The organism is Janthinobacterium sp. 75, from assembly GCF_004365495.1.
GTDB lineage: Bacteria > Pseudomonadota > Gammaproteobacteria > Burkholderiales > Burkholderiaceae_D > Janthinobacterium.
Map to the genome: position 1 here is coordinate 872,538 of NZ_SORD01000001.1, position 19,670 is coordinate 892,207.

At 62.1% G+C, this 19,670-nt stretch carries 18 protein-coding genes; 10 read left to right on the plus strand and 8 right to left on the minus strand.

From position 1 onward, the window contains the following. Positions 1-27: 27 nt before the first annotated feature. From C8C89_RS04125 to C8C89_RS04135, 3 genes are read right to left on the minus strand one after another with little or no spacing between them, the layout of a single operon-like run. The gene (locus C8C89_RS04125; RefSeq protein WP_133988964.1) at positions 28-1,815 is read right to left on the minus strand and encodes an IlvD/Edd family dehydratase; all 1,788 of its coding nucleotides are present in this window, start codon (positions 1,813-1,815) and stop codon (positions 28-30) included. Next, positions 1,812-2,579, minus strand: a complete 768-nt coding sequence (locus tag C8C89_RS04130; protein ID WP_133988965.1) for an SDR family oxidoreductase — start codon at positions 2,577-2,579, stop codon at positions 1,812-1,814. The genes C8C89_RS04125 and C8C89_RS04130 overlap by 4 nt, the downstream gene beginning before the upstream one ends. A 26-nt stretch (positions 2,580-2,605) precedes the next feature. Then, positions 2,606-3,766, minus strand: coding sequence for a fumarylacetoacetate hydrolase family protein (locus C8C89_RS04135; protein WP_133988966.1), 1,161 nt, complete (start codon positions 3,764-3,766; stop codon positions 2,606-2,608). Positions 3,767-4,141: 375 nt separating this feature from the next. Between C8C89_RS04135 and chvE the strand changes: the two genes are divergently transcribed. From chvE to mmsB, 3 genes are all read left to right on the plus strand, one after another. After that, complete coding sequence (gene chvE / locus C8C89_RS04140) at positions 4,142-5,218, plus strand: multiple monosaccharide ABC transporter substrate-binding protein (protein WP_101483373.1); 1,077 nt, start codon at positions 4,142-4,144, stop codon at positions 5,216-5,218. Between the two features lie 114 nt (positions 5,219-5,332). Beyond that, positions 5,333-6,874, plus strand: coding sequence for a multiple monosaccharide ABC transporter ATP-binding protein (gene mmsA, locus C8C89_RS04145; RefSeq protein ID WP_133988967.1), 1,542 nt, complete (start codon positions 5,333-5,335; stop codon positions 6,872-6,874). Continuing rightward, positions 6,864-8,075, plus strand: a complete 1,212-nt coding sequence (gene mmsB, locus C8C89_RS04150) for a multiple monosaccharide ABC transporter permease (RefSeq protein WP_101483372.1) — start codon at positions 6,864-6,866, stop codon at positions 8,073-8,075. The genes mmsA and mmsB overlap by 11 nt, the downstream gene beginning before the upstream one ends. A 50-nt stretch (positions 8,076-8,125) precedes the next feature. On the opposite strand, the gene C8C89_RS04155 is transcribed toward mmsB, so the two are convergent. After that, positions 8,126-9,745, minus strand: a complete 1,620-nt coding sequence (locus C8C89_RS04155) for an NAD(P)/FAD-dependent oxidoreductase (protein WP_101483371.1) — start codon at positions 9,743-9,745, stop codon at positions 8,126-8,128. Beyond that, a complete protein-coding gene (locus tag C8C89_RS04160; RefSeq protein ID WP_101483370.1) occupies positions 9,745-11,256 on the minus strand; it encodes a polyamine aminopropyltransferase in 1,512 nt (503 codons plus the stop codon). Before C8C89_RS04160 ends, C8C89_RS04155 begins: the two co-directional genes overlap by 1 nt. Positions 11,257-11,315: 59 nt before the next feature. Here C8C89_RS04160 and C8C89_RS04165 point away from each other — a divergent pair, with 59 nt between their 5' ends. From C8C89_RS04165 to rsgA, 7 genes are all read left to right on the plus strand, one after another. Next, positions 11,316-11,702: a DUF350 domain-containing protein gene (locus C8C89_RS04165; RefSeq protein ID WP_101483369.1), complete on the plus strand. Its 387-nt coding sequence runs from the start codon at positions 11,316-11,318 to the stop codon at positions 11,700-11,702. A 31-nt stretch (positions 11,703-11,733) separates the two neighbouring features. After that, positions 11,734-12,780 (plus strand): SPFH domain-containing protein, encoded by a 1,047-nt coding sequence (locus tag C8C89_RS04170; protein ID WP_133988968.1) that lies wholly within the window; start codon positions 11,734-11,736, stop codon positions 12,778-12,780. 10 nt (positions 12,781-12,790) lie between these two features. Further along, a complete protein-coding gene (locus C8C89_RS04175; RefSeq protein ID WP_133988969.1) occupies positions 12,791-14,254 on the plus strand; it encodes a DUF4178 domain-containing protein in 1,464 nt (487 codons plus the stop codon). Continuing rightward, the gene (locus C8C89_RS26895; RefSeq protein ID WP_157814714.1) at positions 14,251-14,421 is read left to right on the plus strand and encodes a hypothetical protein; all 171 of its coding nucleotides are present in this window, start codon (positions 14,251-14,253) and stop codon (positions 14,419-14,421) included. Before C8C89_RS04175 ends, C8C89_RS26895 begins: the two co-directional genes overlap by 4 nt. 2 nt (positions 14,422-14,423) lie before the next feature. Next, positions 14,424-14,795, plus strand: a complete 372-nt coding sequence (gene speD, locus C8C89_RS04180; RefSeq protein WP_101483366.1) for an adenosylmethionine decarboxylase — start codon at positions 14,424-14,426, stop codon at positions 14,793-14,795. Positions 14,796-14,858: 63 nt separating this feature from the next. Next, entirely contained in the window at positions 14,859-15,413 is a 555-nt protein-coding gene (locus C8C89_RS04185; protein ID WP_071080003.1) for a hypothetical protein, read from the plus strand. Between the two features lie 265 nt (positions 15,414-15,678). Continuing rightward, positions 15,679-16,743 (plus strand): ribosome small subunit-dependent GTPase A, encoded by a 1,065-nt coding sequence (gene rsgA / locus C8C89_RS04190; RefSeq protein ID WP_133988970.1) that lies wholly within the window; start codon positions 15,679-15,681, stop codon positions 16,741-16,743. An 89-nt stretch (positions 16,744-16,832) separates the two neighbouring features. On the opposite strand, the gene C8C89_RS04195 is transcribed toward rsgA, so the two are convergent. The 3 genes from C8C89_RS04195 to atpG form a co-directional block, all read right to left on the minus strand. Beyond that, positions 16,833-17,252 (minus strand): F0F1 ATP synthase subunit epsilon, encoded by a 420-nt coding sequence (locus C8C89_RS04195; RefSeq protein ID WP_065307860.1) that lies wholly within the window; start codon positions 17,250-17,252, stop codon positions 16,833-16,835. Between the two features lie 62 nt (positions 17,253-17,314). Next, positions 17,315-18,715 (minus strand): F0F1 ATP synthase subunit beta, encoded by a 1,401-nt coding sequence (gene atpD, locus C8C89_RS04200; protein WP_101483364.1) that lies wholly within the window; start codon positions 18,713-18,715, stop codon positions 17,315-17,317. Positions 18,716-18,744: 29 nt separating this feature from the next. Next, positions 18,745-19,620 carry a F0F1 ATP synthase subunit gamma gene (gene atpG, locus C8C89_RS04205; RefSeq protein WP_101483363.1) on the minus strand — a complete coding sequence of 292 codons (876 nt, stop codon included), beginning with the start codon at positions 19,618-19,620 and terminating at the stop codon, positions 18,745-18,747. Positions 19,621-19,670 lie beyond the last annotated feature (50 nt).

Below are 19,670 nucleotides of genomic sequence, written 5' to 3' on the forward strand. Positions count from 1 at the left end.
ATACCGGCTAACCCGACCTACGTGCTGCTAATGGTTGTGGCGCGGCAGGGTCTGGCCCACGGCACGGTATTTCAGCGCCAGCTCCATGCAGGCGCCCGTTTCCAGCTGGCCCACGCTGGCGCGGTAGATTTCCTGCCACGGCGTGGCGCTGTCGTTGACGGGCGGCGGCAGTTCCTGTGCGCGGCGCGCCAGCTCTATGGCATCGACCAGCATGTCGCAGCGGCCCGCGTTCAGGTCCACGCGGATGATGTCGCCCGTGCGCAGCAGCGCCAGGCCGCCACCGACCGCGCTTTCCGGCGACGCGTTCAGGATCGAAGGGCTGTCCGACGTGCCCGACTGGCGCCCGTCGCCCAGGGTTGGCAAGTTCAGGATGCCCGCCTTGAGCAAGGCATCGGGCGGCTGCATGTTGACCACTTCGGCCGAACCGGGCCAGCCCACGGGGCCGGCGCCGCGCATGACCAGCATGCAGCTGTCGTCGATGGCCAATGCCGGGTCGTTGATGCGCGCGTGGTAGTCGGCAGAACCGTCAAAGACGATGGCGCGCGCCTCGAACACACCTTCGCTGCCGGAACGCGACAGGTAACGCTCGCGGAAAGCGGGCGAGATCACGCTGGTCTTCATGATGGCGAAGTCGAACAGGTTGCCCTGCAAGGCCATGAAACCGGCCTTTTCCTTCAATGGCGCGGCAAACGGACGAATCATCTCGCGGTCCGCGCTCTCGCGCCCGGCCAGGTTCACCGCCATGCTCTGGCCCGTGACGGTGGGCCGCTGCGTGTGCAGCAAGCCCGCCTGCTGCAACTCCCACATCACGGCAGGCACGCCGCCGGCGCGGTGGAAGCGCTCGCCCAGGTATTTCCCGGCCGGCTGCATGTTCAGGAGCAGGGGCACGTCGTAGCCGTGCTCCATCCAGTCGCTCGAGTGCAGTTCCACGCCCGCATGGCGGGCCATGGCCATCAGATGCGGCTGGGCATTGGTGGAGCCGCCGATGGCCGCGTTGACGATGATAGCGTCCAGGAACGCTCCACGCGTGAGGATGCTCGACGGACGCACGTCCTCGAACGCCAGGTCGACGATGCGCCGCCCCGTTTCGTAGGCGATCTGGCCCCGTTCGCGGTACGGCGCGGGAATGGCCGAGCAGCCAGTCAGCGACATGCCCAGCGCCTCGGCCAGCGCATTCATGGTCGATGCCGTGCCCATGGTGTTGCAGTGGCCGGCCGACGGCGCCGAGGCAGCGGCGATTTGCAGGAATTTGTCGTTGTCGATCAAGCCGGCAGACAGCTGGCGGCGGCCCTTCCAGATGGCGGCTCCGGAACCCACCAGTTCACCGTCCATCCAGCCATCGAGCATGGGACCGCCCGACAGCACGATGGCGGGAATATCGACCGTGGCGGCAGCCATCAGCTGGGCCGGCGTGGTCTTGTCGCAGCCGGTGGTCAGCACCACGGCGTCGATCGGGTAGCCATGCAGGATTTCCACCAGGCCCAGATACGCCAGGTTGCGGTCCAGCGCGGCCGTAGGACGGCGGCAGTTCTCGAAGATCGGGTGCAGCGGAAATTCCATCGGGATGCCGCCGGCGTCGCGGATGCCGTCGCGCACGCGCTGCGCCAGTTCCAGGTGGATGCGGTTGCAGGGACTGATGTCGCTGCCGCTTTGCGCAATGCCGACGATGGGCCGGCCCGAACGCAGCTCCTCGGCCGTGATCCCGTAGTTCATGAAGCGCTCCAGGTACAGCGCCGTCATGTCGATGTGGTCGGGATTGTCGAACCAGTCCTGCGAGCGGAAGCGCCGCGCCTGGCGTTGGGCTGGAATGTTCATGCGCCGTACCAGCCTGCGTCGACATAGTATTCGCGTCCGGCGCACTTGGCCGCGTTGTCCGACGCCAGAAACAATGCCAGCGCCGCCACGTCCTCCGGCTCCACGCGCAACTGCAGGCATTGTCCCTGCAGGATCACGGCTTCCGCTTCCGGCGTATGCCACAGCTTTTCCTGGCGCGGCGTACGCACGGCGCCGGGAATGATGCAGTTGACGCGGATGCCATGCACGCCCAGGTCGCGCGCCAGGCCGCGCGTCAGGCCCTCGATCCCGGCTTTCGCCGTCATGTAGATTGACAGGTTCGCTTGCGCCAGGTGCCAGGAAATCGAGCCCAGGTTGAGGATTACGCCACTGCCCTTGGCGCGCATGGCCGGCGCCACTGCCTGAGCGCAGAAATACTGGTGGCGCAGGTTGACAGCGATGCGCTCGTCCCAGTAGGCGGGCGTGACATCCTGCAGCTGGTGGCGGTCGTCATTGGCTGCGTTGTTGATGAGGATATCCGTGGCGCCCGCGCTGTGTTCGATCTCGGCGAAAGTGGCGGCCAGGGCGCCCAGGTCGGTCAGGTCGCAATAGCGAAAAACGGGCCGCTGCGGCAAGTGGGCGAGTTTCTCTTGCAGCGCCAGCGACGCTACACGGGCGATGTCGAGAAAGGTGACGTGGGCGCCCTGGCGTGCGAACGCTTCGACGATGGCCACGCCGATACCGGTGCCGCCGCCCGTGATGACGACGTGCTTGCCGGCCAGGCTGGGATAGATTGCGTGCTGCATGGTGTCTCTCTCTTAAAAAAAACGGATCAAAGCAAGCCGCGTTGGGCCAGGTTCTGGTACAGCGCGCGCACGCCAAACGTCCAGGGAGGGATCGCATCGCAGCGCTGCACTTCGTTGACCAGCGCGCCCAGCGCGGCGCTGGCGATGGTGACGCGGTCGCCCAGGTGGTGCGTAAAGCCGCCGCCCCGCGCACCGCGGTCTTTCACGGGCGAGAACATGGTTCCCAGGAACAGCATGAAGCCGTCCGGATACTGGTGGTACTGACCTGCCGTCTGGCGCACCAGGTCGAGCGGGTCGCGACTGATCTCGCGCATGAAGCTGGCGCCTTCGAGCACAAAGCCGTCGTCCGCGCCCTCGATCAGCAGCGACACTTCCGCCTGGCGCACGGTATCGAGCGTAAAGCCCTCGTCAAACAGGCGGATGAAGGGGCCGATGGCGCAGGAACCGTTGTTATCCTTGGCCTTGCCCAGCAAGAGGGCGCTGCGCCCTTCGATGTCGCGCAGGTTGACGTCGTTGCCCAAGCTCGCCCCCAGCACCTCGCTGCGGCTGTTGACGGCCAGGACGATCTCCGGCTCGGGGTTGTTCCAGGCGGACGATGGCAGCAAGCCCACTTGCGCGCCGCAGCCCACCGACGACATCGGCTGCGCCTTGGTGAACACTTCCGCATCGGGGCCGATACCCACTTCCATGTATTGCGACCAGGCGCCGCGCTGCTGCAGCTGCTGTTTCAGGCGCTGGGCCGCATCCGAGCCGGGTTTTAATGCAGACAAGTCACTGCCCAATGTCGTTTGCAGCGCGGCGCGCAGGCTCGCCGCGCGCGCCGCGTCGCCCCCCGCCTGTTCCTCGATCACCCGTTCCAGCAGGCTGACGGCGAAGGTCACGCCGCAGGCCTTGACGGCCTGCAGGTCGCACGGCGCCAGCAACAGCGGCTCGCCGGCAGGCGCGGCCAGCGCCTGCGCCATCAGCGCCTGCACGGGGCCGAGCGCAATACCGGGCGCATGGCGGGCGATATCGAGCGCATCGCCGCGCTCGAACAGCTCGGCCACCGTCGCCACCGTCCGCGTGATATCGACCACTTCGCCGGCGCGCACGGCGACGATGCAAGGGCCGTCACGCCAGATGCGGCCGATGAGGAGGGCCTGCGCCAGGTCGGCGGGCAACAGGGAAGCGGGGGAAATCGGCTGCATGGCAAGCTTTCAAAAGTTCATGACGGGATGGCTGCTCTTCAAGTTCGGACCGATTCTGCGCGCCGCCCTGTGTCGCCGCAATTACGAAAATCACCAAATTGAATGATGATTATTGGTATTGCGGCGCACCAAAAAAAGCCGCCGGCCAGCCTCCGTTTCCGCCCTGTCAGCAGGCGGGAAGGGGCTGATGGCGCATTGCATCAATTGGCTCATCGATATCGTTTTGGATATCGCCAATGCGAAAAAAGTGATTGGTGAGGGATGGATGGACAAACTAGTATCAGCCGTGGCCTGCAATCGGCCATTCGCACAGAGCCCGCCCCACTGGACGACGGCCCTGGCACATTCAACTATCGAAGACGGTGGAGACCTGAAATGAAAACAACAATGAAAATGCTGACCGCGAGCCTGGCGCTGGCCATCTCCGGCATGGCAGTAATGCCTGTGGCAAGCGCCGCCGACAAGGGCGCGATCGGCATCTCGATGCCGACCAAGTCGTCCATGCGCTGGATCGCCGACGGCGACAACATGGTCAAGGTATTCAAGGAGCGCGGCTACAAGACAGACTTGCAGTTTGCCGACGACGATATCCCGAACCAGCTGGCGCAAGTGGAAAACATGATCACCAAGGGCGCCAAGGTGCTGGTGATCGCCGCCATCGACGGTACCACCTTGTCGAACGTGCTGCAAAAGGCGGCCGACAAGGGCATCAAGGTCATCTCATATGACCGTCTGATCCGCGGCACGAAAAACATCGATTACTACGCCACCTTCGACAACTTCCAGGTCGGCGTGCTGCAAGCGGGCTATATCGAATCGGCGCTGAAACTCAAGGAAGGCAAGGGTCCGTTCAATATCGAACTGTTCGGCGGTTCGGCTGACGACAACAATGCGCACTTCTTCTACAACGGCGCGCTGTCTGTCCTGAAACCCTACATCGACAGCGGCAAGCTGGTGGTGCGCTCGAAGCAGATGGGCATGGAAAAGGTCGCCACCCTGCGCTGGGATGGCGCCGTGGCGCAGGCCCGCATGGATAACCTGCTCAGCGCCTACTATGGCAATGCGCGTGTCGATGCTGTGCTGTCGCCGTATGACGGCTTGAGCATCGGCATCCTGTCCTCGCTCAAGGGGGTCGGCTACGGCACGCCGAAACAGCCCTTCCCCGTCGTGACGGGCCAGGATGCGGAAATCCCGTCGGTAAAATCGATTATCCGGGGCGAACAGGCGTCGACCGTGTTCAAGGACACGCGCGAACTGGCCAAGGTGACGGCGAATATGGTCGACGCGATGATGGGCGGCAAGACGCCGACCGTCAACGATACCAAGACCTATAACAACGGCGTCAAGGTGGTTCCATCGTACCTGCTCAAACCCGTCACCGTCGACAAGGCGAACTGGAAGCAGGTGCTCGTCACCGGCAGCGGCTACTACACGGAAGCGCAAGTGAAATAAGCATCGACGGTACTGAAGGCCCGGCGCTGCCGGGCCTTTCGCTTCATGCAATATCCAGAACAAGACTGCCGCACGACCGATGACGAAAACGTGCGGCCGTGCCAGAGAGGTTATATGACGAACACTATCCTGGAAATGCGCGGGATACGCAAAACATTCCCGGGCGTCGTTGCGCTCGACAATGTCAACCTGCGGGTACGCAGCGGCGAGATCCACGCCATCGTCGGCGAAAACGGCGCCGGCAAATCGACCCTGATGAAAGTGCTGAGCGGCGTCTACGGCCATGGCAGCTATACGGGCGACATCGATTACCTGGGCCAGACGCGGCACTTCCGCGGCATCAAGGACAGCGAAGAAATCGGCATCATCATCATCCACCAGGAACTGGCGCTAGTGCCCCTGCTATCGATTGCCGAGAATATCTTTCTCGGCAACGAGCCGGCCCGCATGGGCGTCATCGACTGGGAATACGCGCAAACGAAGACGCGCGAACTGTTGCACAAGGTCGGCCTGAAGGAGTCGCCCGACACCCTGATCACCAATCTGGGCGTGGGCAAGCAGCAGTTGATTGAAATCGCCAAGGCGCTGTGCAAGGACGTCAAGCTCCTGATCCTCGACGAACCGACTGCCAGCCTGAATGAAAGCGACAGCGCGGCCCTGCTCGATTTGCTGCTGGAGCTGAAACGCCAGGGCATCGCATCGATCCTGATTTCGCACAAGCTCAATGAAATTTCACGGGTCGCCGATGCCATCACGGTGCTGCGCGACGGGAACACGGTCGACAGTTTCGACTGCCGAGTCGAACCGGTCAGCGAAGACCGCATCATCGAAAAAATGGTCGGGCGCGAGATGGCCGACCGCTATCCCCCGCGCACGCCCACCATCGGCGAGACCATTTTCGAAGTGCGCGACTGGCGCGTCTTCCATCCCGAGCATGCCGACCGCCCCGTCATCAAGGGCATCAGCATGCATGCCAAAAAGGGGGAAATCATCGGCATCGCCGGCTTGATGGGATCCGGGCGCACGGAACTGGCGATGAGCATTTTCGGGCGCGCCTACGGCCAGCGCATCAGCGGCACGGTGCTCAAGAATGGCCAGGAAATCGACGTCAGCACCATCGGCAAGGCCATCGCCCACGGCCTCGCGTATGTCACGGAAGACCGCAAGGGCCTGGGCCTGATCCTCGAGGAAGACATCAAGAAAAACACCAGCCTGGCCAACCTGGACGCGGTGTCGACGCGCACGGTCATCGACGAGGCGCGCGAGTTTGGCGTGGCCGACGAGTTCCGCCGCAAGCTCAAAATCCGCTGCTCGAGCATTCTGCAAAAGGTGGTCAACCTGTCCGGCGGCAACCAGCAGAAAGTGGTGCTGGCGAAGTGGCTGTTTTCGCGTCCCGACATCCTCATCCTCGATGAACCGAGCCGCGGCATCGACGTGGGCGCCAAATACGAGATCTACAGCATCATCAGCGAGCTGGCTGCCGAAGGCAAATGCATCATCATGATTTCCTCGGAAATGCCGGAATTGCTGGGCATGTGCGACCGGATCTATGTCATGAACGAAGGCCGCTTTGCGGCAGAACTCAGCGCAGCAGAAGCATCGCAGGAGCGAATCATGCGCGCAATCGTTACACACGGAGAAAACAATGGACAATAAACTGACAGCGGGGGCAGCGGCAGGCACCACCACCGCGCCGGCCGGCAAGAGCTATGCTGGTTTTTTGAAGAACAATATGCGCGACTACGGCATGCTGCTCTCCCTGATCGTCATCATGGGCTTTTTCCAGTACATGACCGACGGCACCCTGATGCAGCCGCTCAATCTCACCAACCTGGTGCTGCAAAACAGCTACATCGTCATCATGGCGCTGGGCATGCTGATGGTTATCGTGGCCGGCCATATCGATTTGTCCGTTGGCTCGGTGGTCGGCTTCGTCGGCGCGCTGGCGGCCGTCCTGATCGTCAACTACCACATGAATTTTGTCGCCGCCAGCATACTCTGTCTGTTGGCTGGCGCCGTGATCGGCGGCGCGCAAGGATATTTTGTCGCCTTCTTTAAAATCCCGTCCTTCATCGTCACCCTGGCCGGCATGCTGGTATTCAAGGGCCTGACCCTGGCGCTGCTGGCTGGCCAGTCGGTCGGTCCCTTCCCGGAAGGCTTCCAGATGCTCAGCTCGGGCTTCCTGCCCGACCCGTTCGGCGGAGAGAATCTGCGCGGCCTATCGCTGCTGCTGGGCGTGATCGCCGCCGCGGCGCTGATCATCACCTCGCTGCGCAGCCGCGCCAAGCAACTCAGGCACGGCATGGAGAACGAGCCGCGCGCCTTCTTCCTGCTGAAAAACGGCATCTTCGCCGCCGTGATGGTGTATTTCAGCTACCTGCTGGCATCGTACCGCGGTTTCCCCAACGTGCTGGCCGTGATGTCCCTGCTCATCGTCGCCTACACCTTCATTACCAACCGCACCGTGCTGGGCCGCCGCGTATATGCCGTGGGCGGCAACGAAAAGGCGGCGCGCCTGTCCGGCATCAAGACGGAACGGGTCAGCTTCTACACTTTCGTCAACATGGGCATGCTGGCCGCGCTGGCGGGCCTGATCTTCGCAGCGCGCCTGAACACGGCCACACCGAAGGCAGGCACGGGTTTCGAGCTGGACGTGATCGCCGCCTGCTTCATCGGCGGCGCCTCGGCCTCGGGTGGCGTGGGCAAGGTGATGGGGGCCGTCATCGGCGCCTTCATCATGGGCGTGATGAACAACGGTATGTCCATCATGGGCATCGGCATCGACTACCAGCAGGTGATCAAGGGGCTGGTGCTGCTGGCCGCCGTCTTTATCGACGTGATCAACAAGAACAAGTAGACCGGTTCGAGCCTTAGGGGGCTCTGGCCGGCGCTTGCGCCGGCCTTTTTTCATTTCACCGCCAGCCGCGCCGCCCTGTCACCCCACCACGCCGCCTCCTCGAACACGGAAAAGCCGGACAAATCGGCATGCGCGAACAGGATCGCGCCGTCGTGTTCACGCAGCGCCTTCAGCCCCGCATTGCTGCGAAATCCCGGCAACGGCGCGGCCATCGCATGGCCGCGCACGGTAATGTCGACGCGTTCGACGCAGCTGGCAAAATCGCGCCCATACGCCGTTTTCAGGTCGACGCTGGCCAGCGCCAGCAATTCCTCGGAACTGGCCGTGTCGAGCCACTTGCGCGCTTCCTGCGGCGTGCGGTCGGACAGGGCCACGTAGGCGCTGAAGACAGTTTTCTCAGGCGGGCGCACGCGGATATCCTGGTGCGTGGAGACGACATAGCCGAGGCCAGGTTCCTGGTACACCACGTTGTCCCAGCAGAGCGGCGCATGCGGCAGTTCGTCAGGAAAGCGCTTGAGCAGGAAATTGGCCACCATCCATGGCGCATAGGCGGGCGTATGGCGTTTCGCGTCGAAGCCGTAGTCGGCGATGTTGTTCACCACGCGCGCCGCCACATACAGTGGCATGGCGCAGATGGCCTTGCGTGCCTTGACGAGGTAAGTGCGCGGCTGGCCGTCGACCAGTTCAAAACACAGCGCTTCCACGCCATCAGTCGTGGTGGTGACGGAGATCACCGTACCCGCATGGCGTTCGACGCCGGAGGTCTTTTCCATGGCCGTGGCCACGGGTTGCATGCCACCGGGCCAGGTCAGCCAGGCGCCGTTACCGGCATTGGCCGCCTGCCCCCAGCGGCTGCAGTAGTAATGCAGGCCGGCCCAGGCCGAGACCTGGTCGTAGCGCGTGCCGTAGTCGTCGCGGCAGCAGTAATTCAGATACCAGTGCAGGGTGGGCGAGGTATAGCCGTGCTGCTCCATCCAGGTCTTCAAGCTGATGTTGTCGAGCGCCTGCCAGGCAGGGTCTTGCGACGATTCCACGGTGGGAAAGACAAACACGCGCTTGCCATCGTTGCCGCGCGCCTGGCGCAGCTGCGCCACCTGCGCAAAGAAGCGCTGGTGCTGCGCCAGTTCCGCCGGCGGCACGCCTTCGGTGGGAATGAAGCCATCCTGCCACTGTCCATTGAACAGCAATCGTTCCTCGGGCGCGTGCAGAATATAGCGCTCGTCGTAGGTCGGCTTTTCCGCCATCGGGTCGCGTTGAATGATCCCCAGGTCGAACAGGATCTCACGCACATGGATCGATTCGGGCGAGGGCAACGGCAAATAATGGCCACCGGTCGGATAGGCCAGGTCGCCGAAATGGCCTCCGGCCGCGTTGCCGTAGGGCTGGGGGCCGTCGATCATCAGGAAATCCCGGTGCCCAAGCTTGTTCAGGCGCCAGGCAGCCGTCAGGCCGGCGATGCCGGAACCAAGGATGGCCACATCGGTCGTCAACGTTCGGGTAGGCGCTGGCAATGCCTTGCGATCGCGAAGATAGTGTCCTTCGCTGCGGCCCGGATACAGCACTGTCGGCGTGATTTCCTGCCAGCGCAGATACGCGGTGATGCTGCCGATGCCAGCTGCGGCTGCCGCCGTGCCGCCGGCGGCCCACAGCATGAAGGAACGGCGCTGCATCAGCGGATCACCCGGTTCCAGTCCTGCTCGAATTCATGCACGAGCGACTGGGTATTCAAGCGATTCGGCGCCATCGGCAGCGGCTGCATGTCAGGGGGGAAGATGAACATTTCGCGCGTGGTGTCCGCATTCAGGTAGCGCATCGGCAGGCGGTACTTCGTCGGCGGTGTGTAGTCGAGCTGGGGTGAAGCCAGGATAAACCCCCATTCGCCGAACGAGGGCACATAGGCGTGGTAAGGCCAGGTGCGCATGCCCACTTCGCGCAAGGTCGAATTGATGGTCCAGTAGGCATGCGGAGCAAAGAAGGGCGACGTCGATTGCACCACCATCAGGCCTTTGGCCGCCAAGTGCTTTTTCACCAGGTCATAGAAGGGAACAGAGTACAGTTTACCGAGCGCGAAGCTGGACGGATCGGGGAAATCGACGATGGCCGCATCGAACATGTCGGCGTTGTTGCGCAGCCAGACGGCGGCATCGGCATTGACGACGGTGACACGCTTGTCCGAGAACGAGCTGTTATTCAACTTGGCCAGTTCCGGGCGCGTAGTAAACGCGCCCGTCATGGCGGGGTCGAGGTCGACCACGGTGACGTGTTCGATATTCGGATAGCGCAGGATCTCGCGCAGCGCCAGGCCATCGCCGCCGCCCAGCACCAGCACGCGGCGTGCCCACGGCAAGGCTTCCAGCACGGGATGCACCAGCGCCTCGTGGTAGCGGTACTCGTCGCGCGAGGAAAACTGCAGGTTGCCATTGATGTATAAACGCGTATCGTCCTTCCAGCGCGTGATCACCAGACGCTGGTAGGGCGTGGTGGTGGAATACACGATCTGGTCGCCGAACAGGCCGTGTTCGCCCCAGGCCACCATGCGGTCCGACATGGCAAAGCCGGCGATCAGCACCAGCATCACGGCGCAGGCGCGCAGGAAGCGCCCCGTGAGGTTCTTCAGCTCCGCGCGAAACACATAGATTGTCCACAGGCCCACGCCAACATTAAGCATGCCGAACAAAAAGCCCGTGCGTACCAGTCCCAGGTACGGTGACAGCACCAGCGGGAACAGCAGCGAGACGGCCAACGCGCCCAGGTAATCGAAGGTGAGCACGCGGCTGACCAGTTCAGAAAATTCCGTCTGGCGCGAATTCAAGGCGCGCATCACCAGTGGCACTTCCATACCGACCAGTGCGCCGATCAGGAACACCATCACATACAATAAGGTGCGAAATGGCGCGGCCATCCACGAAAACGTCATGAACAGGATGGCGGCCGACAGGCCACCGATCAGGCCCACGGCCAGTTCGATGTCGACGAAGCGAGAGAGCACGTCATCGTCCCGCACATACTTTGAAAAGTGAGCACCCACACCCATGGCAAACAAGTAACAGCCAATGATGGTGGAAAACTGCAGGATGGAGTCGCCAAGCAGGTAGCTGGACATGGCGCCGGCGATCAGCTCATACGCGAGGCCGCAGGAGGCGACCACGAAGACGGACAAAATCAGAATCTTTTTGTTCATTGGACTTTTTTTGTTCTAATATGCGTTGACGTTATCAAATGCTCATTGCAAGGAATGCCGTGCCCGCCATCCTAAACTATCTGATCCATCTTTTACTGGCCGCCGGGCTGCTGATTGTATTTTTTATCATCTACACGCGCGTCACGCCGTATAACGAGGTGCTGCTGATCCGCCAGGGCAACCACGCGGCGGCCCTGTCGCTGGGCGGCGCCCTGCTGGGCTTTTCCGCCACCATCGCCTCGTCCCTGATGCACACGGCCGATTACCAGCAATTCTTCGCCTGGGCCTTCGGCGCCATGGTGGTGCAATTGCTCGCCTATGTGGTCACCACGCGCTTGCTGCGCATGTCGAAGGACCAGATCGAATCGAACAACAGCGCCTTCGGCGGCCTGCTGGGCGCCGTTTCCCTGTCGATCGGCGCCATCAACGCCGCCTGCATTTCCTGACACCGCTTTATCTTATTCAAGGAGATCCATCATGAGCCTCGGCAGCTTTATCAAGAAGCAGTTTATCGACGTACTGCAATGGAACGAAGAGACGGAGGGCGTGCTGGCATGGCGCTTTCCCATGCAGGATTTCGAGATCCAGAATGGCGCCATCCTGAATGTGCGCGAATCGCAGGTCGCCGTCTTCGTCAACGAAGGCAAGATCGCCGACGTCTTCGGTCCCGGCACGCACAAGCTGACGACGCAAACATTACCCTTGCTGACCAACCTGAAAAACTGGGACAAGCTGTTCGACTCGCCCTTCAAATCGGATGTGTATTACTTCAGCACCCGCGTGCAGACAGGCCGCAAATGGGGCACGCCGCAGCCGATCACCATCCGCGACAAGGATTTCGACATGATCCGCGTGCGCGCCTTCGGCATGTACTCGTACCGTATCGCCGACGCCCGCACCTTCTTCACCGAGATCAGCGGCACGCGCGAGGTCTATACGCGCGACGAGGTCGAAGACCAGCTGCGCGGTATCTTGATGTCCAGCATGGCCAGCTCGCTGGGCGGCGCCAACGTGCCCTTCCTCGACATGGCGGCCAACCAGGCGCTGATGGCGCAGGAAGTCAAGGATGGCCTGGCGCACGCGTTTGCCCGCTATGGCGTGGGCCTCGATGAATTCAACGTGGCCAGCATCAGCCTGCCCGAGGAATTGCAGGCGGCGCTCGACGAGCGCATCTCGGCCGGCATGAAGGGCGGCCTGGGCGCCGACAAGATGAGCGGCTTTACCAAATTCCAGGTGGCCAACGCGATCCCGCTGGCGGCGCAAAACGAGGGCGGCATGGCCGGCATCGGCGCCGGTCTCGGTGCAGGGCTGTCGATCGGCCAGGTGATGGCGCAAAGCATGGGCGGAGCGCTACAGCAGCCGGCACCTGCCCCGGCCGCACCGCCTGCGGCGCCACCGGCCCCCGCGGAGGAACCGATCGAGGCGCGCCTGGGAAAACTCAAAGGCTTGCTCGACAAGGGCCTCATTTCGCCAGCCGACTACGACGGCGCCAAGGCTGAACTGCTGAAAAAACTGATCGGCTAAGCGCGACTGCATGCAAACTGTTTCCTGTCCCAGCTGCGGCGCGGAAGTTCACTTCCGCTCGCACGCTTCCGTGCTCGCCGTGTGCGAGTACTGCCACAGCACCATCCTCAAGGACGCCGATTCCGTCAGGGACGTGGGCAAGATGTCGGCCGTCCTGGAAGACTATTCACCGATCCAGATCGGCACGGCCGGCGTGCACGATGGCTTGCACTTTACCGTCGTCGGCCGCATCCAGCAGCGCTACAGCGCCGGCACGTGGAACGAGTGGTATCTGCTGTTCGACGACGCCAGCACGGCCTGGCTGGGCGACTCGTCCGGCCTGTACACACTGACGCGGGTACGCGCGACCCAAGACGCCCTGCCCGTCTTTGGCGAACTGGCGCCGGGCAAGCGCTACACGATCTGCGGCGAGCCTTATACGGCGGCCGAGATCCGCAATGCCGAATGCATCGCCGGCCAGGGTGAATTGCCGTTCAAGGTGGGCGCCGGCTGGCGCATCCAGGTGGCGGACTTCCGCAACTACGCCAGCTTTGTCACGCTTGACTACACGGATGGCCCGCAACCCGTCGTCTACCAGGGCGTCGCCGTCACCTTGGACGGCTTGCAGTGCCAGCTGCTGCGCGACGATGACGCCATCGCCAAAAGCGCTGGCAAGTACCGCGGCAAGCTCGACGCGCTCGACTGCCCGTCCTGCGGCAGCGGCATCCAATATGTGCCTGGCGCGGCGGCGCAGCTGGTGTGTCCTGCCTGCCACGCGCAGCTCGACGCCAGCGGTCCGGAGGCGCAGGTGCTGGCCATCGGCAAGCAGGTGCACGACAACGCTGACATCACGCTGGAGCTGGGCGCCAGCGCGAAGATCAGCAATGTCGATTTCACGGTCATCGGCATGATGCGCCGCGCCGACGATGAAGGCAGCGAGTGGAACGAGTACCTGCTGTACAACGCGCGCGCCGGCTTCTTCTGGCTGGTGGAAACGGACGATGGCTGGTCGCGCTCGAACGTGCTGCCGAACTGGCCCAACTGGGCGTCATTGGACGCCGATACCTGCAAGCTCGATGGCGCAAGCTACCGCAAACTGTATGACTACGGCTCGCAGGTCGTGTACGCGGCAGGCGCCTTCAACTGGAAGGTGGCCGTCGGCGACAGCACGCGCGTCTATGAATTCGAGCAGGGACAGACCAAGCTGGCGGCGGAGCTCACCAGCGAGGAAATGACCTGGTCGCGCTCCGTACCCGTTGCCTATGACCAGATGGCAGCCTGGTTCGGCGCCGCCTTCCATGGCGGCGCCAAGGTGCAGAATATCCAGCTGAGCCACCGAGGCATCGCCAAGGTCTTCATCGTCATCGTGCTGGTCTTGAATGCGATCCCCATGTTTGTCTCGTTCTCCAGCACCTTGATGTGGAGTTTGCTGGGCTGCCTGGCGCTGTTCCTGCCCGCCGTTTTCCTCGACAAGAATGCAAAGAATCCTCCATGAGTAAATATGTGATCTATGCCCTGATGGTGACCTTCAGTGTCACGGCCGCCAATTGGGTGCGCATGTTCAAGGTAGCCGGCAGCAGCAGCGGCAGCAGCTGGAGTTCGCGCACGGGCAGCGGCGGCGGCAGCTATGGTGGCGGCTCCAGCGGCGGCAGCCACAAATAAGCATGACCGCCACACCGCATCTGCCCCTGGGCATCCATCTGCTGGCCGACTTGTCCGGCATCGCGCCGGAACGCCTGCGCGACTGCGCCGCGCTCGAACGCCTGCTGCGCGCAGCGGCCATCGCGGCCGGCGCGCAAGTGCTGCACGGCCATTTCCACAGCTTTGGCCCGGGCCAGGGCGTCACGGGCGTGCTGCTGCTGGCCGAATCGCACATTTCCATCCACACCTGGCCGGAATGCAGCTTTGCCGCCGTCGACATCTTCATGTGCGGCGCGGCCCGGCCGCAGCTGGCGCTGGACGTCATCAAGGATGCGCTGCAGGCGGCGCACTGCCAGCCGCAATCCGTGAGGCGCGCCCCGCCGGAGCACTCCTAGCGTCGCTGGTGGATCGCGTGGCGATCGCTTACACTGTCGGCTGATCCTCCAACCGTGACTCCCATGCGCCGTTCCGCCCTCCTCGCCCTGCCCCTGCTACTGCTGGTTTCCGCCTGCGACGACTACACGGCGCCCAGCCTGTACCAGGCTACCACGCCCGAGTGCAAGACCTGGACGGAGGGCTCGCGTTTCGAGCTGCCGCGCGGTATCAGCGTGTATGCCACGCCCCCCGTCACCTTGAAGGAAGGGGGAACGGAGCTGGCGCTGATTTTTACCTTGCCCGTCGGTACCCAAGCCAGTTTTACGCGCCTGTCCTTCCTGCTGGAAGAACCGAAACAAGCACCGTTCGCCGAAGCCAAGATACTCACCATTTACCAGCGCGGCGTGAGCCGCAAGGCGGAGATGGTCGACGTCATCGAAACACTGCCCATCATGTTTTCCGCCGTGGGTTCGAGCGCCGAAACCCAGTGGCGCTTGCGCCTGCAACTGCCGCGCCAGCTGCCGCAGCGCTTTGATCTGTCGATGCCCGACATGCTCGTCGCCGGCAAGCGCTATCCCGTGCGCACGTTTACGTACCGCTATTTCCCCGAGCGCCAGGCTTACGGCATGTGCAGCTGAGGTTGACGCCGGCGCACGCCGCTGGCACACTGGCGTTTTCCATCACACAACAGGAGTAGACAACATGCGCCATTCGGATACTGCCGTGCTGTCGGCTACCTGATCACGGTCTTTCCCGGCTAAGACCCTTAGCCCGCTGTTCTTCATACGCGTGATCGCGTAGCCGACCTCCCCTTTCTTTCGTGCCAGTCATGGCGACTGGCGGTGCCTGCACGCGCAGGCTACATGTCCGCACGCGGACGACAGAATCTGGAATCACGCTACCATGATCGCATTCGATTTTGCGCAACTACGCCTTATCGGGCTGCAGCAGGCCATCGCCGGCGCAGCCACCCAGCTCGACGTATCCTCTCCCGCCGCGCAGCTGATGCGCGTGAGCGCTGTGCACCGCGACAGCATCCTCGTGCACGACGGCATCCAGGAACACCCGGCGCAGCTCCTGCCGTGCCTGCTGCACGAGCTGCTGACGCAGAACACCATGCTCACGGTCGGCGACTGGATCGCCGCAGAACCCGATCTTCACGGCACCTTGTGGATAAGGGCGCACTTATCCCCCGTCACGCAAATCGCCCGGCGCGGCAATGACGGCCGGCGCCAGGTACTTGCCAGCAATGTCGACACGGCCTTGCTGGTGATGGGGCTGGACGAGGACTTCAACCCGCGCCGCCTGGAACGCTACCTTGCCATCGTGCTGGCGGCCCAAGTCAGCCCCGTGGTGGTGCTGAGCAAGGCTGACGTGGCCGACGACGTGGGCGGCAAGCTGGCGCAGCTGAAACACCGTCTGCCGCAGCACGTGCCCCTGTTTGCCGTCGATACGCGCCATGCGTATGACGTGGCCATCCTGGAACCCTGGCTAGGTGCCGGCCAGACCCTGGTGCTGCTCGGGTCATCGGGCGCCGGCAAGTCCAGCCTGACCAATACGCTATGCGCGGCGAATCAAGCGACCAACGGCGTGCGCCATGGCGATGGGCGTGGCCGCCATACGACGACGGCGCGCTCGCTGCACCTGTGCGCGGGCGGCGCCTGCATCATCGACACGCCGGGCTTGCGCAGCTGGCAGGCCGATGCCGATGCGGACACCCTGGCCGCCACGTTTGATGACATCGCGAAACTGGCATCCACCTGCCAGTTCCGCGATTGCCAGCATGCCAGCGAACCCGGCTGCGCCGTGCGCGGCGCCGTCGATGGGGACCGCTTGCGCAACTATCACAAGCTCCTGCGCGACGCGCGCCGTATTGACGAGACGCCGCTCGAACGCATTGCCGCCCGCGCCAAGTGGAAGACAATATTGAAGGCGGGACTGAAACGGGGAAAGGACAAGCGCCGTTAACTTGTACTGAAATCAGCTTTACTGAAATGAGTTTTGCAAAAAAAAAGGCAGCCCGGAGGCTGCCTTTCTTGCTGCTGCTTGCAAGCGAATTAATGCTTGCGCAGCTTCTGGATCGCTGCCAGCTGCGCAATCGCGCTGGCCAGCTCGGCTTGCGCTTGCGCGTAGTCGATGCCCGAATCCTTGTTGTGGATATTTTCTTCCGCCAACTTCTTCGCTTCCAGCGCTTTCGCTTCATCCAGGTCGTGACCGCGGATCGCGGTATCGGCCAGGACGGTCACGGTGTCCGGTTGCACTTCCAGCAGACCGCCAGCAACGAAGACGAATTCTTCTTCAGCCTGGCCGACTACCTTGATGCGGACCGCGCCCGGACGGATGCGGGTAATCAAAGGCGTGTGGCGTGGGTAGATACCCAGCTCGCCCTGTTCACCCGGCAACGCGACGAATTCTGCTTCGCCTGAAAAAATCAGTTCTTCAGCGGAAACCACGTCAACGTGAATTGTGTGTGCCATGTGTGTCCTATCGGGTTGAAGAACCCCGCCTGGTAAGGGGCGGGGTTAGGCCCAGACTTAACTTAGTTAAGTTTCTTGGCTTTTTCGATTGCTTCTTCGATCGTGCCGACCATGTAGAACGCTTGTTCCGGCAGGTGATCGAGTTCGCCCGAAGCGATCATTTTGAAGCCCTTGATCGTGTCTTTGAGCGAAACGTATTTACCAGGCGCGCCGGTAAAGACTTCAGCGACGTGGAAAGGCTGCGACAGGAAACGCTGCATCTTACGTGCGCGGGCCACCAGCAGTTTGTCTTCCGGTGCCAGCTCGTCCATACCCAGAATCGCGATAATGTCGCGCAATTCCTTGTAGCGTTGCAGGGTCGTTTGCACGGCACGCGCGGTGTCATAGTGCTCTTGACCAACGATCAACGGATCCAGCTGACGCGAGGTCGAATCCAGTGGGTCCACTGCTGGGTAGATACCCAGGGAAGCGATGTCACGCGACAGCGCAACGGTCGAATCCAAGTGAGCAAACGTGGTAGCAGGCGATGGATCGGTGTAATCATCGGCTGGAACGTAGACGGCCTGGATCGAGGTGATCGAACCGGTTTTGGTCGACGTGATACGCTCTTGCAGACGGCCCATTTCTTCAGCCAGGGTCGGTTGGTAACCCACAGCCGACGGCATACGGCCCAGCAGTGCCGATACTTCGGTACCAGCCAGCGTAAAGCGGTAGATATTGTCGACGAAGAACAGAACGTCCTTGCCTTCATCACGGAACGATTCAGCGATCGTCAGGCCGGTCAGCGCAACGCGCAGACGGTTACCTGGCGGTTCATTCATCTGACCGTAGACCATCGCAACTTTGGAGTTCTCTGGATTTTCCAGATCGACCACTTTTGCGTCAGCCATCTCGTGGTAGAAGTCGTTACCTTCACGCGTACGCTCACCCACACCGGCGAACACGGACACGCCGCTGTGCGCTTTGGCGATGTTGTTAATCAGTTCCATCATGTTGACGGTCTTGCCTACGCCAGCGCCGCCGAACAGACCAACTTTACCGCCTTTTGCAAACGGGCAAACCAGGTCGATCACCTTGATGCCGGTTTCCAGCAGTTCTTGCGATGGCGACAGTTCGTCGTATGCAGGAGCGGTGCGGTGGATCGACGCGATCTGCTCGTGCGACACTGGGCCGCATTCGTCGATCGGGTTGCCCAGCACGTCCATGATGCGACCCAGCGTAGCTTTACCGACTGGCACCATGATAGGTTTGCCGGTGTTCTGGATCATCATGCCGCGACGCAAGCCATCGGACGTGCCGAGTGCAATGGTACGGACAATGCCGTCGCCCAACTGCTGTTGTACTTCCAGGGTCAGTTCCGAGCCTGCCATCTTCAAGGCATCAAATACCTTAGGCATCGCGTTGCGGGGAAACTCAACGTCCACCACAGCGCCGATACACTGAACGATTTTGCCATCAGCCATGTTCGTTCCTTCAATATAGTTAAATTCGTTTAAACCGCAGCCGCACCGGCGACGATTTCGGAGAGTTCTTTGGTAATCGCAGCTTGGCGGGTCTTGTTGTAGATCAGCTTCAATTCGCCGATCACACTACCCGCGTTGTCGCTTGCAGCTTTCATCGCGACCATCCGTGCCGATTGCTCGGACGCCAGATTCTCCGCGACTGCCTGGTACACCAGCGCTTCTACATAGCGCTCCAGCAATTCGTCGATCACGCTTTGCGCATCCGGCTCGTAGATGTAATCCCACGTGTGGGCGCCCTTGTCGGCAACCATCTTGTCGGCCGTCAGAGGCAGCAATTGCTCCACGACTGGTTCCTGTTTCATCGTGTTGATGAATTTGGTGTAGCACAGGTACACTGCATCGATCTTGCCTGCCTGGAACTCTTCGAGCATGACCTTGACGGGTCCGATCAATTTGTCCAGGTGGGGCGTATCACCGGTTTGAATGGCGTGCGCAATGATCTTGACGCCGATGCGATTCAAAAAACCCAAACCCTTGTTACCGATGGCAACTGCTTCAATCCGGTTGCCAGCTGCTTCCAGCTCGCGCGACTTCGACGTCACCTGGCGCAGGATGTTGGTGTTCATGCCGCCGCACAGACCCTTGTCGGTCGTGACAACAATGAAACCCACTGCCTTCGCTTGCGTACCCTGGGCAGCTGCCAGGAACGGGTGCGTGTATTCCGGATTGGCGGTCGCCAGATTGGCGGCGATATTCCGAATCTTGTCACTGTAGGGACGGGCTGCCCGCATCCGGTCTTGCGCCTTGCGCATTTTGGACGCGGCGACCATTTCCATCGCCTTGGTGATCTTCTTCGTATTCTCTACGCTCTTGATCTTGCCTCGTATCTCTTTGCTTGATGCCATGAGTCCTTACTCCTTCTGCGCGTAGGGCGGCGCCTCACTCAAGGTGGGCG

Bases quoted from the DNA above. Each gene is read 5' to 3' on its own strand.
- mmsA (WP_133988967.1), top strand. From the start codon at position 5,333: ATGACGAACACTATCCTGGAAATGCGCGGGATACGCAAAACATTCCCG.
- C8C89_RS04125 (WP_133988964.1), bottom strand. From the start codon at position 1,815: ATGAACATTCCAGCCCAACGCCAGGCGCGGCGCTTCCGCTCGCAGGAC.
- C8C89_RS04130 (WP_133988965.1), bottom strand. From the start codon at position 2,579: ATGCAGCACGCAATCTATCCCAGCCTGGCCGGCAAGCACGTCGTCATC.
- atpG (WP_101483363.1), bottom strand. From the start codon at position 19,620: ATGGCATCAAGCAAAGAGATACGAGGCAAGATCAAGAGCGTAGAGAAT.
- C8C89_RS04175 (WP_133988969.1), top strand. From the start codon at position 12,791: ATGCAAACTGTTTCCTGTCCCAGCTGCGGCGCGGAAGTTCACTTCCGC.
- C8C89_RS04155 (WP_101483371.1), bottom strand. From the start codon at position 9,745: ATGCAGCGCCGTTCCTTCATGCTGTGGGCCGCCGGCGGCACGGCGGCA.
- C8C89_RS04195 (WP_065307860.1), bottom strand. From the start codon at position 17,252: ATGGCACACACAATTCACGTTGACGTGGTTTCCGCTGAAGAACTGATT.
- rsgA (WP_133988970.1), top strand. From the start codon at position 15,679: ATGATCGCATTCGATTTTGCGCAACTACGCCTTATCGGGCTGCAGCAG.
- atpD (WP_101483364.1), bottom strand. From the start codon at position 18,715: ATGGCTGATGGCAAAATCGTTCAGTGTATCGGCGCTGTGGTGGACGTT.
- mmsB (WP_101483372.1), top strand. From the start codon at position 6,864: ATGGACAATAAACTGACAGCGGGGGCAGCGGCAGGCACCACCACCGCG.
- C8C89_RS04160 (WP_101483370.1), bottom strand. From the start codon at position 11,256: ATGAACAAAAAGATTCTGATTTTGTCCGTCTTCGTGGTCGCCTCCTGC.
- speD (WP_101483366.1), top strand. From the start codon at position 14,424: ATGACCGCCACACCGCATCTGCCCCTGGGCATCCATCTGCTGGCCGAC.
- C8C89_RS26895 (WP_157814714.1), top strand. From the start codon at position 14,251: ATGAGTAAATATGTGATCTATGCCCTGATGGTGACCTTCAGTGTCACG.
- C8C89_RS04135 (WP_133988966.1), bottom strand. From the start codon at position 3,766: ATGCAGCCGATTTCCCCCGCTTCCCTGTTGCCCGCCGACCTGGCGCAG.
- C8C89_RS04185 (WP_071080003.1), top strand. From the start codon at position 14,859: ATGCGCCGTTCCGCCCTCCTCGCCCTGCCCCTGCTACTGCTGGTTTCC.
- chvE (WP_101483373.1), top strand. From the start codon at position 4,142: ATGAAAACAACAATGAAAATGCTGACCGCGAGCCTGGCGCTGGCCATC.
- C8C89_RS04170 (WP_133988968.1), top strand. From the start codon at position 11,734: ATGAGCCTCGGCAGCTTTATCAAGAAGCAGTTTATCGACGTACTGCAA.